Raw genomic sequence first — 12,506 nt, forward strand, 5'->3', positions numbered from 1 at the left:
GAAGATGCTAGCCTTATAAGCGGATAATCTGTGATGCTATGAAGCAAAAAAGCATACAGTCGACACCATGCTAGGCAACAAAGCTAACATATTTAGTCATAAATCGGATGCCAAATTGCTTCAGGTAAACGCGTTAACGCAACCACTGTAAACGGCTCATTAGTAGTGTGTTGTCTGAACTAATCTAAGCGTAATTGATAGCGAATTTGATCAGCAATACGCTTTACACTGTTTCGACCTTCTTCAATTAGTTCTCCCGCCCGGTAGAACTCCATCATGCCGAAATCACGTAGTTGTGGCTCTATCAGAATATCAGGGGGATTACCGGCTAAACGTGAACGGGTGACACGTGCTTGTAATATATCTAAAGAGCCAGCCATGACACCTATCATGCTGGGGGGATGGTTTTTAGCCGCCCGGGGGCGAGCTGCTTCACTGTGAAGCTCCACATCATCTTGATCATCAGGTTTGCTGTCTTCATCAATGTCCTTGTTGTCTTTGTCTTTCTTATCGCTTTTGAACCATTTTGACAGTGAGTTTTGACTTTTACTGAACATGTCTGAGATTTTTTGTTGATTGCGCTCACGTTCTTTTTCGTTGTTATCCATAGCTTGTGGCCGAAAATCAGCACTGAGGTTAACGGCAAAAACGATATCTGCACCTAAATGACGACATAAGTTTACGGGGACCGGGTTAACCACACCACCGTCGACTAGCCAGCGGTCGTTGAAGGTTGTAGGGGGGAATAAGCCTGGAATAGCACAAGACGCGCGCACCGCATCAACCACAGAGCCAGTTAAAAAATTGATTTCTCGGCCGCTGTATAAATCGGTTGCGACACAAGCAAACGGTTTACATAGCTCTTCAAACGTTTCTTCACTGAAGTTATCTTGCAATGCTTTGAAAACTTTCAAACCGCTGACTAAACCGCCGCGGTATAAGCCGACACCCATTAAAGCAAACACTTGCCATTCGGTTAAACTGCGAACCCACTCTTCTAATGGGTCTAGTTTGTTCGACGAATAGGCTGCGCCAACGTAAGCACCAATTGAGCAACCGGCAACCACATCAATTTTTATCCCTAGCTCTTCAAGCGCTTGGATCACACCTATGTGTGCCCAGCCACGAGCGGCTCCACTGCCGAGGGCTATTCCTATCTTCAATGTGTGGCTCCTAATCTATTCGTGTAATGGGGACTGCCAAGGTATCCACTTTTGTTACGGGCGTTAATTCAAGGGGATCAAACGCGGTATCGCCTTCAATGCTTGTGCTGTTGCTGTGGTCAAGATCATTGAAATTAAACGCACCAGGGTCTGCTAGATGTGACGGCACGACATTCTGAAGCGCCTTAAACATGGTCTCAATACGACCAGGAAATTGCGTATTCCATTGCGCTAACATTAGTTTGACTTGCTTACGTTGTAAGTTTTCTTGAGAGCCGCATAGGTTACAGGGGATAATAGGGAAGCCTGATAAAATCGAATAATCCGCAATATCTTGTTCAGCACAATAGGCAAGGGGGCGGATCACCACATTGCGGCCATCATCACTGGTTAACTTGGGTGGCATAGATTTTAAACGTCCATTATGAAACATGTTCAAGAACAATGTTTCGAGCATATCATCCCGGTGGTGACCCAAAGCGATTTTTGTGACGCCCATTTTAATCGCGTTGGAATACAAAATTCCGCGACGCAAACGTGAGCAAAGCGAGCAGGTCGTTTTTCCTTCAGGCACCTTATCTACGACGATTGAGTAAGTATCTTCTTCGATAATGGCGAAGTCTACACCTAGGCCCTCAAGATAATTTGGTAAAACGTGCTCGGGAAAGCCAGGTTGTTTCTGGTCTAGGTTTACAGCAATAATCGAAAAGCTAATCGGGGCAGCCTTTTGCATATGTAACAACATGTCGAGCATGGTGTAACTGTCTTTACCTCCTGATAAGCACACCATGACTTTGTCGCCTTCTTCAATCATATTAAAATCAGCGATGGCTTGACCGGTTTTACGACGAAGTTTTGTTGTGAGTTTTTTTAGGCGCTTGTTGTTTTGGTCTGTCGCATCAATGTGTGATGAGGTGAGGTGCTTACTTGGCGCGGTGTCAGGTTTGGTACTAGAAACATGGTTCATGGATTAGGCAACTGTTGGATAATAAAAAGAAAATACCAAAGGATTATAGCGAAGTTATTGGTTTAATTTAAGCGACATTCACTTGCTAAAGCACAAAGCTGCTTGTCGTATCCTCGAATTTTTGAGCACTTTTTCTGAAGAGATCAAATCGATTTCGAAAATTTCAGTTTCATTAAGTTTAAGCGAAACACGCTTTAATTGACCATTTTACCGAAAGTGCGCTCAAGCGGTACGTGCTAACAGCCGATGACCTAGATAAAACACGCTGGACCCCAAGTACAAAGGGTATTCTAATGTAATACTAAGCAACCTTCGCGGCGTCTAAAGAAGTGGACTATCGCTCATTATTCTTTTCAAGAACAGTCCACCGGGGACTCGTAGCCGTCAGGTTTGATGGCCAGTACGTCACAATTTAGCTTATCAATGACATGTTCAGCAGTATTGCCGATCAATACCCCTGAAATACCTTGACGCCCAACAGTGCCAAGGATCACAAGCTCAGCATCAATTTTTTCAGCAAGGGCAGGGATAACGTCTTCTGGTAATCCTTCTTCAATATGACTACATATTTCAGGAATGGCGTGTTTTTGAGCGTGTCGCGTCATGGCACCTTGATGATGGTCTTTGACTGAATCACTGTACACTTGTGGGTCAAACTCAGGAATTTCGATGGCAATGTTAACTGGCGTGCCGGGATACGCATTGACTAAATGCACTTCTGCTGAGAGTAACCCAGCAAACGCTTTGGCAGTGCGTGTTACGCAATCGTTGAGGGCGGTATGGTCGTCATCTTCAACACCCACGCTAACAGCCGCAAGTACTTTGCCCCCTGTGGGCCAATCATGATCTTTAACCAATAAAACCGGCACCGGGCTTTTTCGCATAATGTGCCAATCTGTGGGGGTAAAAATAACCGCTTTGAGGGTGTCATTGAGTTGCGTGCCTTTCACGATCAGGTCGTAGTCATGTTTGATAACACGGCAAATAATGCTTTCCCACGCGCGATTATGCCACTCTACATTCAGATCAATTTTAATTCCATGTTGTTTCTCAATGGGCGCTACCATTTCAGCGAGCCAAGCGCTCTTGTCTTCAATCACAGCGAAACGCATATTTTCGCGTTCGTCAGTGGACAACATAGTGGTCATTTCGTATGACAAGTCATAAATGGGTAAAAACGCAGTGATTTTGGCGCGGGTTATTTGCGCGATTTCGATGGCACGCAAAAGCGATTTTTGCTCTTCGTCTTCAGGATCGATAACTGCGAGTATTTTTTGATATTTCATCATTATTCTCCGTCGCTGATGTGACACTTTGAGTGTATGAGAGTAACGTTATAATTGCCATTTAAGTTACTATTTTACTGATTTAACGCAAGTTATTTTGATAAAAGGCGATGCGCTAGTTAGAAACGGTAAGTGAAAACGAGTATGGTCATCGGCGTCAACAGATTAGGCATAAGCTTGCCAGAGCATATATAGCCCGAACACCAGCAAGCATATTGCAACCACTTGACGGGTTTTAGGGGCCGCTAAAATCTGTTTAATCGATTCTACGCCCGCCGCCATAACCACTAAAGCCGGTAATGTGCCCAAACCAAAGAACAGCATGACTAAAGCGCCATTTATAAAGCTACCGCTGGCTAAACTCCAAGTTAGTGTCGAGTAGACTAAGCCGCAGGGAAGCCAGCCCCAAATAATGCCATAGGGCAGCGCATAAAGCGGGTTTTTAAAAGGTAGTAATGCTTTAGAAAGTGGACGAATGTGAACCCAAAGTTTTGCGCCAACTCTTTCTACATAATGTAAACCCCGCCACCAGTTTCCCACATAACATGCCATTGCAATTAGAAATAAGGCACTGATGGTGTGTAGCAGTGGTGTGGCTTTTAATATTTCAGCTCGCTCAACAATACTGCCTAAATAGCCGGTCAGAGCACCTAAAGCGGTATAACTGGCGATACGACCTACATTATAGGTTAATACATAAGGCCACTGTTTTGCCCCTTTTGGCACCGCAAAGCTGAAGGCGCTGACAACGCCGCCACACATACCAAAGCAATGCACACTGCCCGCTAATCCGATTAAAAAGGCTGAAGCAATACTAAGGCTGTTCATTGCCACTCTGGGTTTTTTCGCCTTGGGAGCAGTTCTTATGCTCAGTGGTGGCGAGCGGTTGGCTCGACTGGTTTTTTTGGGTTGATTCGGGTTTTATGTCATCGTCAAAAAGTATGCTGTAGCCATGGCGCTCTAGATCTTCAAACTGATTACTTTTGACCGCCCAGAAAAAAATTCCGATGGCCAGAGCAACAATAATAATAGCGAGCGGGATTAGGATATAAATGATACTCATGATGAAGCCTTAGGTGTTTATTTAAGTAACCGCACGGAATTAACCACAACAATAATGGAGCTAAGGGACATACCAATGACTGCCATCCAAGGCGTCAGAGCCCCACTTACTGCTAAGGGAAGTACCAACACATTGTACCCTAAGGCCCAAGCCATATTTTGTCTGATTTTTTGCTTGCAGCGCTGGGCCACAATGAATACATCAGGCAGCTTACCTAACGCATTTTTAAGCAAAATAATATCTGCCGATGATTTTGCTAAATCAGCTCCGGCACCTAAGGTGACAGCTACATCAGCTTGGGCCAATACGGGGGCATCGTTTATACCGTCCCCAATCATCAACACGCTATGCTCGTTTGCTTGTAATTTTTGAACGTAAGCTAGTTTATCCTGTGGCGTTTGTTGAGCGAGCCAATTAGAAATGCCGATATCTGATGCGATTTGACTTACATTTTTTTGATTGTCGCCGCTTAATAACGTGATGTCCTTGCGGCTCATTCGCAATAGCATGTCAGGTACATCAGGTCTAAGTGTGTCGCTTAGCTCAAATCCGCAAACTAGCTCACCGTCGATATGCATAAGCACACTGCTAGTTTTTAATGCCGGATCGTTAGGGCGTTCATGGCTATGCGCTGCACTTATTTCGACTTGTTGGTGATTAACTATCGCACTTACACCTTCACCCAGGGTAAAGCTGAATGCCTTTACATCAGAGAAAACCGGATATGCTTCAAACGCTTTAGCAATAGGGTGCTCAGAATATTGCTCTACACTGTGAGCGTACATAAGAAGTGTTTCATCATCGAATGATGAAATATTATGTATGGCCGCCAATGACACTTCGCCTTCGGTTAAGGTACCGGTTTTATCTAATACAATATGATCGACCTGCGTCAGTTGTTCTAAGACATCGGAGCGCTTCAACAGCACCCCTTGTTTGTTCAAATTTGCCATAGCAAATGATAACGCCGAGGGCGTTGCTAGGCCTAGCGCACAGGGGCAGGTAGCGATAAGTACCGAAATAGCAATCCAAAAAGCATCAGGATCACCTTGTAACCACCAATAAATAAAACTGCCAGATGCAAAAAACAGCACTGCGACAACGAAGTACTGGGAGAATTGGTCTGCCATGGCGGCAATTCTTGGTTTGTTGGCCATGGCTTGCTCTTGCAAACGGGCAATTTGATTGACTAAAGCGTATTTAAATTGTGAGGTGACTGTTAAGGTCAAGGTGCCGCTTTTGTTAATAGTGCCGCCGTATGCCGCATCGCCAACAGTTTTATTGACTGGGTAGAATTCTCCCGTCAGCAGTGATTCATCAACTTGTGCATGCCCGCTTAGCACCGTGCCATCGATAGGCACGGTTTCGCCAGCCTTAACTAAAATAACATCGTCGAGCTGCAGTGATTTTGCAAGCGTTGGCTGAATTTCATTTTCTACCATCAAATTTGCAGTGAGGGGAATATATTGCAGCATATTAGCCGAAATTTGTGCTGCTTTGTGCCGCGCCTGATGCTCAATAAAACGGCTCACGAGTAACAGGAAGATAAACATACAAACGGACTCAAAATACACCTGCCCCTGTTCGAATACTGTCGCCCAAACGCCAGAAAAATAGGTGGCGAGGAGCGCTATTGACACGGGGACATCCATGTTCACGCTTTTGGCCCTTAGGGCTTTAAAGGCACTTTGATAAAACCCCGCACCCGAATAGAACACCACTGGCGTGCTCAACACCAGACTGATCCAATTGAAAAATGAGCTAGTTTCCCTCTCTAAATCGCCAAATAAATCAAAATACACGCCTATTGCAAGCATCATAACTTGCATTGTCATCAAGCCAGCGAGCCCAATACGTTTCAATTGTGCTTTGTGAGATTGTTGAAATAGGGCCTCGTGCTGTTCTTGTTGAAAGGGGCTAGGGTGATAACCAATACGTTCAATGGATGCCATGATCTGGCTTAAGCTTAACGCGTCAGAATACCAACTGACTAATGCGCGGTTCGCCGTAACGTTAACAGAGACTTGCTTAATGCCGCTGACTTTTGATAACTGCTTTTCAATTAACCAACCACATGCAGCACAGCTGATCCCACTCAAGCTAAGTTGAATTTCGCTGATATCACCTTGATGAACAACAAAATCTTGTTGAATACTCTGTTCGTCGAATATGGATAATTGCTCGAGTGTGTCTTGAATATTATCACTGGCTTTTACCCCAGGCTCGGTACGAAATCGGTAATAATCGTCTAAGCCATTCTCTACGATGGCTTGAGCGACCGCTTGGCAGCCTGGGCAACACATTTGTCGCTCTTGGCCTAAAACGGAGACGTTATATTTATCGCCATCTACCGCAGGTAGGCCGCAGTGGTAACAAGATACGCTGTCAGTCATTAGGGATTAAAAGCTATGCTGTCGTCACTTGGAAAAGAAAGCGTCTGTTGAATCTTCCATACTTGATCGTGTGGCATCAATGCTACCTGCCATTTACCGGTCAAGTCATTTTCAGCACTGCCACGATAGATACCTTGAGCATCGCGAAACAAATCAATGGTTTGATCTTTAGGGGCCTGCGTGACGTGATAAAAGGCTAAGCGCAAAGCTGCACCGGTTTGGGGAGCACCGCTGATAAAACGTACACTGACATCTTTTTCAGTGACATTGAGCTCAGTTTGAATGTTAAGGGCTTTTGCGGCTTGAATTTTCTCAAGGCTAATATTGATTGCTTTACCTTGTTTATAGTAATCATCGACTACCATGGCGTCTTGTCCGTCAAACGCGAAACGCAGCATATTAAAGCTTAGAATCATGGAGCACACTGGGATGGTAATAAGAAACCACGGCCAGAATTGTTTATACCATTTTTTGTTATCTGTAATGGACGGCTCAGAAGTAGGGGACATAACAACCTTAAATAAATGATGTATATAAAAAAGCCTCGCACAAGCGAGGCTTATTCTAACCGAAAACGGTGCTATTTATCTTGCGATAAACTGTAAACATATGCTGCAACCAAGTGAATTTTCTCATCGCCCAAGGTTTTCTTGAATGATGGCATTACACCGTTACGACCATAGGTTAAGGTTTCCGTTACCGCTTTGTGGCTGCCGCCATATAACCAAATATTATCGGTTAAGTTCGGCGCACCAAGTGCTTGATTACCTTTACCGTCAGGACCATGACACGCTGAACAGATAGCAAAACGAACTTTACCTTTCTCAGCTAAGTCTGGGTCAACCTGACGTCCGCTTAGGCTCAATGCATACGCAGCAACTTCTTCAATGCCTTTTTCACCCATAGACGCTAGCTGTGCCGGCATCGCTGCTTGGCGGCCCAAGGTCAAGGTTTCAATAATTTTGGCAGGCGTGCCGCCATATAACCAATCGTGATCCGTTAGGTTAGGGAATCCGCGCTGACCGCGAGCATCAGAACCGTGGCACTGTGAACAGTTTTGGCTAAACAAGCGCTGACCCACTTTTAACGCTTCAGGATCTTTCGCTAATGTTTCGATAGGTTGCTTTGCATACGCATCAAAAATAGGTGCGAAACGCTCTTCGGCAAAATCTAATTCGCGGTCGTATTGAACGATGTCGCCATTTTCTTTTGCATCAATGCGAGCTTGTTCAGACTCCGCCAGTGAACGTATATCTTGGTTAGAACTCTTCCAACCTAGCACACCTTCAAAACTACCTAGCCCAGGGTAAAGTATGAAGTACAAGAAGCCCCAAACGATGGTGGCGTAAAACATAATTGTCCACCAGCGAGGTAACTGATTGTTGATTTCGATGATGCCATCAAATTCATGATGCATATCTTCACCTTCAGCAACGCCGGTTTTGTTGCTTAAACACCACCGCAATAACAAAAAACATCCAATAATTGTTCCCAGTGTAATAACTGTGATCCAAATGCTCCAAAAGCTACTCATGTGTGCCTGACTCCCGCTTTTCTTTTTTGTCCTCATCAGCAAAAATCAAATTGGCGGCTTCGTCGAAGCCGGCCTTAGAACGTTTGCTGTAGGCCCAAATAACAATACCTATAAATACAACGAATACGATTAGGGTAAATATGGTTCCTGTAATTGCGTAATCCATATTACTTCAACGCAGTTCCAAGAGACTGTAGGTATGCAACCAACGCATCAATCTCATATTTACCTTCAACCGCAGCTTTCGCCCCTGCAATATCTTCGTCGGTGTAAGGCACACCAAAGTCACGAAATACAGCAAGTTTTTTCGCCGTTAAATCGCCCGAAAGCTGATTTTCAAATAACCACGGAAAACCAGGCATATTCGATTCAGGTACCACATCACGTGGGTTTCTTAAATGAACACGGTGCCATTCATCACTGTAGCGACCACCCACACGGGCCAAATCAGGACCTGTGCGCTTTGAGCCCCACAGGAATGGGTGTTCCCAAACTGACTCACCAGCAACAGAGTAGTGGCCGTAGCGTTCAGTTTCAGCTCGAAAAGGACGGATCATCTGGCTATGACAACCAACACACCCTTCTCGAATGTAAATGTCACGACCTTCCATTTCTAGGGCAGTGTACGGCTCAAGACCATCCACTGGTTTCATTGTTTGTTGTTGAAACATTAACGGGGTGATTTCAACCATGGCGCCAAAACTGATGGCGACCAAAATTAAGATTGTTAATAAACCAACGTTCTTTTCTACTATCTCGTGTGCATTCTTCATCTATGCGACTCCTACGCTGGTTGAACTTCGGCGTCTGAACGAGCAGTCTCGTCTTCAGACTTAGAACGGATGGTCATGTAGCAGTTGTAAGCCATAATCAGCATACCAACGACAACAAAGACACCGCCTAGGAAGCGTACAAAGTAGAAAGGTTTAGACGCTTCAAGCGCTTCAACAAAGCTATAGGTAAGTGTGCCATCAGCATTCACCGCGCGCCACATTAGACCTTGTAGAACACCTGACATCCACATCGCTACTATGTATAACACCACGCCAATTGTCGCTAACCAGAAGTGAACGTTGATAAGGTAGATGCTGTGCATTTTGGGTTTATTAAATAGCACAGGAATAAGGTGGTAAATAGAGCCGATAGACACCATCGCTACCCAACCTAATGCACCTGAGTGAACATGTCCTATAGTCCAGTCAGTATAGTGAGACAGTGCATTAACCGTTTTGATTGCCATCATCGGGCCTTCAAACGTAGACATCCCGTAGAATGACAATGAAACCACTAAGAAGCGCAAAATGGGATCGGTGCGCAGTTTATGCCAAGCGCCTGATAGGGTCATAATACCGTTTATCATGCCGCCCCATGAAGGAACGAACAGGATGATGGACATCACCATACCGACAGATTGGGTCCAATCTGGCAAGGCAGTGTAATGAAGGTGATGAGGACCAGCCCAAATGTAAAGTGAAATCAAAGCCCAGAAGTGAACAACTGACAAACGGTAAGAGTACACCGGACGTCCAGCTTGCTTCGGTACGAAGTAGTACATCATCCCTAAGAAACCGGCTGTTAAGAAGAAACCAACAGCGTTGTGTCCATACCACCACTGCATGATGGCATCTACCGCACCAGCATACATTGAATAAGATTTAAACAACGAAACGGGCACGGCCATACTGTTACCAATGTGAAGTACAAGCACGGTAAGGATAAATGCACCGAAGAACCAGTTGGCTACATATATATGAGAAACCTTGCGGATAATCATCGTTCCGAAAAAGTTAATCATGTATGCGGACCACACTAAGGCGATGAGGATATCGATAGGCCACTCTAATTCAGCGTATTCTTTGGTTGAGGTCAAACCCATAGGTAAGGTGACTACCGCCGAAAGAATAACCGCTTGCCATCCCCAAAAAGTGAATGCTGCGAGCTTGTCACTGAATATACGTACCTGAGAGGTACGTTGAACCACATAAAATGAGGTTGCCATCAATGCACACCCACCAAACGCGAAAATAACCGCATTGGTGTGTAAAGGCCTTAAACGTGAAAACGTTAACCATGGTGTGTCAAAATTAAGGGCTGGCCAATATAACTGGGCCGCAATAAACACGCCTAACGACATGCCAATAATGCCCCAGACGACCGTCATAACTGCAAACTGACGAACAACTTTGTAGTTGTAGTCAGGGTGTACTTGAATCGCTTCACTCATTTTAATGAATCTTCCACTTCAATAAGGATGTATGTGTGTCTCGTGTGTGTCTCAAAGCATGTTCGTTTTGTGTATAAGTACATCATTTAAGGTAAGCAATACCCATACACAAAATTAGCATACTAAAAACCCGCGTATAATAATCAAAATGAGCCCAAAAAGATAGGCTCAAACACACTTGTAAGCCGTGTTTCTATATTGCAAACTTGATACAAATCAAGTTATTAAAATAGCAGCTCGTGAATCGTATGATTATCACTCGTTTTTGGCCATTTGCATTAATTTTACTCATCATTTGTATTGTTTACGTTAATTCAGTCGTTAATGTGAGTGCGCAAAAGGGAGCTCAGTGTCAGTTAAGCGGCACAAACAAGTGCAAAGTAGATCTAAATGGCGTTCAATTTTCTGGGCGTTTTTTACAAAATGCTGAAGTTGAAGAAGAACTGAGCATAGAATTGGTCTACCCAAGTCAATACGATTTACAGCAGAGTTACGTGCAAGGTGTGAATATGTATATGGGGCAGACTGCATTATTGAATACCAGAGTCGCGACCGTAGACAATAAAACCGTCTCAGAAAATTTGTTGTTTCTAGGGGCATGCAGTGAACGAGATATGCGCTGGCAACTAGTGTTACTTTTTGTCAATCCAGCCACAGAGGATGAGAAACGAGTGTTCTTTAACTTTGAAACACATTATTGAGTGGCTATTGATAATGTCGAAGGTTAGTCATTGGGCGGTTCAAGCACGATGATAATGTTAAGTGTAAAGTAAGCAACCGAGAACTCGTTGTACACGTCAGACTCAAAAAAAATGCCTAGACAGGGGCTGACTAGGCATTGATGACAGAAATAATTTGCTGCTGTAGTTTACATCTGAGACTGCAAGTAATTAGACAGACCAATACGTTTAATTAAACCAAGTTGTTGCTCTAGCCAATGGGCATGATCCATTTCCGTGTCATCGAGTAAAACCATTAACATGTCCCGAGTGACATAATCTTGTTCAGTTTCTGCCAGAGCGATGACTTCTTTTAGTTTGTCACCCACTGCATATTCTACGCGCAAATCACTTTCCAGCATCGAAGGAACATCAGTACCAATCACCAAACCGTCACGATCAACCATGTTCGGCGTGCCTTCAAGAAACAACATACGCTCTATCAACTTAGTTGCATGACCTTTTTCATCATCAAACTCATGATTGATACGTTCATATAATTTGTTTAAGCCCCAGTCTAAGTACATTTGTGAATGTACAAAGTACTGATCCATCGCAGCTAATTCGTAAGCGAGTAGGGCATTAAGGCCTGAAATAACGTTACTTTTACCTTTCATTAGTCTTCCCCTTCAATCACTTGAGCTTGAAGATAGTTTTGCAAGCCCATGTGTTGTATTTGATATTCTTGCGTCTCAATCCAATCTAGATGATCTTCTTCGTACTCTAGAATATCTTCTAATAGTTCGCGCGACACATAGTCCTGCTCCTGCTCACATAAACTAATGGCGTCTTTGAGCACAGGGATCTGATGTTTTTGAAACGTTGCATCGCATTGCAACATTTCTTCGGTGTCTTCACCGATCAACAACTTGCCTAACATTTGCAAGTTGGGTAAGCCTTGTAAGAATAATACGCGCTCGATGATTGCATCCGCTTGTTTCATATCCTTAATAGACTTCTTATAGCATTTTTTATCTAGCGCATTTAAGCCCCAGTTTTTATACATTCGAGCATGCAGAAAATACTGGTTAATTGACGTAAGCTCGCCAGTTAACACATCGTTTAATGCAGAAACAACTTTTTTGCTGCGCAACATAATTTCACCTATTGAATCGTGTGATAAGGTGCAAAGCAGCCCTATCTGTAACCGAATGCGC

At 44.1% G+C, this 12,506-nt stretch carries 14 protein-coding genes; 1 reads left to right on the plus strand and 13 read right to left on the minus strand.

What is annotated here, in order from left to right:
- Positions 1-179: 179 nt before the first annotated feature.
- From PATL_RS10530 to ccoN, 11 genes are all read right to left on the minus strand, one after another.
- Entirely contained in the window at positions 180-1,163 is a 984-nt protein-coding gene (locus PATL_RS10530) for a patatin-like phospholipase family protein (RefSeq protein ID WP_011574871.1), read from the minus strand.
- Between the two features lie 10 nt (positions 1,164-1,173).
- Positions 1,174-2,130, minus strand: a complete 957-nt coding sequence (gene ttcA / locus PATL_RS10535) for a tRNA 2-thiocytidine(32) synthetase TtcA (protein ID WP_011574872.1) — start codon at positions 2,128-2,130, stop codon at positions 1,174-1,176.
- A 353-nt stretch (positions 2,131-2,483) separates the two neighbouring features.
- Positions 2,484-3,419 carry a universal stress protein UspE gene (gene uspE, locus PATL_RS10540; RefSeq protein ID WP_011574873.1) on the minus strand — a complete coding sequence of 312 codons (936 nt, stop codon included), beginning with the start codon at positions 3,417-3,419 and terminating at the stop codon, positions 2,484-2,486.
- A gap of 162 nt (positions 3,420-3,581) precedes the next feature.
- Entirely contained in the window at positions 3,582-4,244 is a 663-nt protein-coding gene (locus tag PATL_RS10545; RefSeq protein ID WP_011574874.1) for a sulfite exporter TauE/SafE family protein, read from the minus strand.
- Positions 4,231-4,479: a cbb3-type cytochrome oxidase assembly protein CcoS gene (gene ccoS, locus PATL_RS10550; RefSeq protein WP_011574875.1), complete on the minus strand. Its 249-nt coding sequence runs from the start codon at positions 4,477-4,479 to the stop codon at positions 4,231-4,233. Before ccoS ends, PATL_RS10545 begins: the two co-directional genes overlap by 14 nt.
- A gap of 17 nt (positions 4,480-4,496) precedes the next feature.
- Positions 4,497-6,872 carry a heavy metal translocating P-type ATPase gene (locus tag PATL_RS10555; protein WP_011574876.1) on the minus strand — a complete coding sequence of 792 codons (2,376 nt, stop codon included), beginning with the start codon at positions 6,870-6,872 and terminating at the stop codon, positions 4,497-4,499.
- A complete protein-coding gene (locus tag PATL_RS10560; RefSeq protein WP_011574877.1) occupies positions 6,872-7,381 on the minus strand; it encodes a FixH family protein in 510 nt (169 codons plus the stop codon). The genes PATL_RS10555 and PATL_RS10560 overlap by 1 nt, the downstream gene beginning before the upstream one ends.
- Before the next feature lie 71 nt (positions 7,382-7,452).
- Entirely contained in the window at positions 7,453-8,406 is a 954-nt protein-coding gene (ccoP, locus tag PATL_RS10565) for a cytochrome-c oxidase, cbb3-type subunit III (RefSeq protein ID WP_006993929.1), read from the minus strand.
- A complete protein-coding gene (locus tag PATL_RS10570) occupies positions 8,399-8,572 on the minus strand; it encodes a CcoQ/FixQ family Cbb3-type cytochrome c oxidase assembly chaperone (protein WP_006993928.1) in 174 nt (57 codons plus the stop codon). The genes ccoP and PATL_RS10570 overlap by 8 nt, the downstream gene beginning before the upstream one ends.
- Position 8,573: 1 nt before the next feature.
- Positions 8,574-9,179, minus strand: coding sequence for a cytochrome-c oxidase, cbb3-type subunit II (gene ccoO / locus PATL_RS10575; protein WP_011574878.1), 606 nt, complete (start codon positions 9,177-9,179; stop codon positions 8,574-8,576).
- A gap of 11 nt (positions 9,180-9,190) precedes the next feature.
- Positions 9,191-10,630, minus strand: a complete 1,440-nt coding sequence (ccoN, locus tag PATL_RS10580; protein WP_011574879.1) for a cytochrome-c oxidase, cbb3-type subunit I — start codon at positions 10,628-10,630, stop codon at positions 9,191-9,193.
- A 248-nt stretch (positions 10,631-10,878) separates the two neighbouring features.
- On the opposite strand from ccoN, the gene PATL_RS10585 reads away from it, so the two are divergent.
- A complete protein-coding gene (locus tag PATL_RS10585; RefSeq protein WP_011574880.1) occupies positions 10,879-11,331 on the plus strand; it encodes a hypothetical protein in 453 nt (150 codons plus the stop codon).
- A gap of 167 nt (positions 11,332-11,498) precedes the next feature.
- Here PATL_RS10585 and bfr (PATL_RS10590) read toward each other — a convergent pair whose 3' ends face one another.
- On the minus strand, positions 11,499-11,966 hold the full coding sequence (bfr, locus tag PATL_RS10590; protein ID WP_011574881.1) for a bacterioferritin: 468 nt from the start codon (positions 11,964-11,966) through the stop codon (positions 11,499-11,501).
- Positions 11,966-12,445 (minus strand): bacterioferritin, encoded by a 480-nt coding sequence (gene bfr, locus PATL_RS10595; RefSeq protein ID WP_011574882.1) that lies wholly within the window; start codon positions 12,443-12,445, stop codon positions 11,966-11,968. The genes bfr (PATL_RS10590) and bfr (PATL_RS10595) overlap by 1 nt, the downstream gene beginning before the upstream one ends.
- Positions 12,446-12,506 lie beyond the last annotated feature (61 nt).

The organism is Paraglaciecola sp. T6c (genome assembly GCF_000014225.1).
In the GTDB taxonomy this organism is placed as follows: domain Bacteria; phylum Pseudomonadota; class Gammaproteobacteria; order Enterobacterales; family Alteromonadaceae; genus Paraglaciecola; species Paraglaciecola atlantica_A.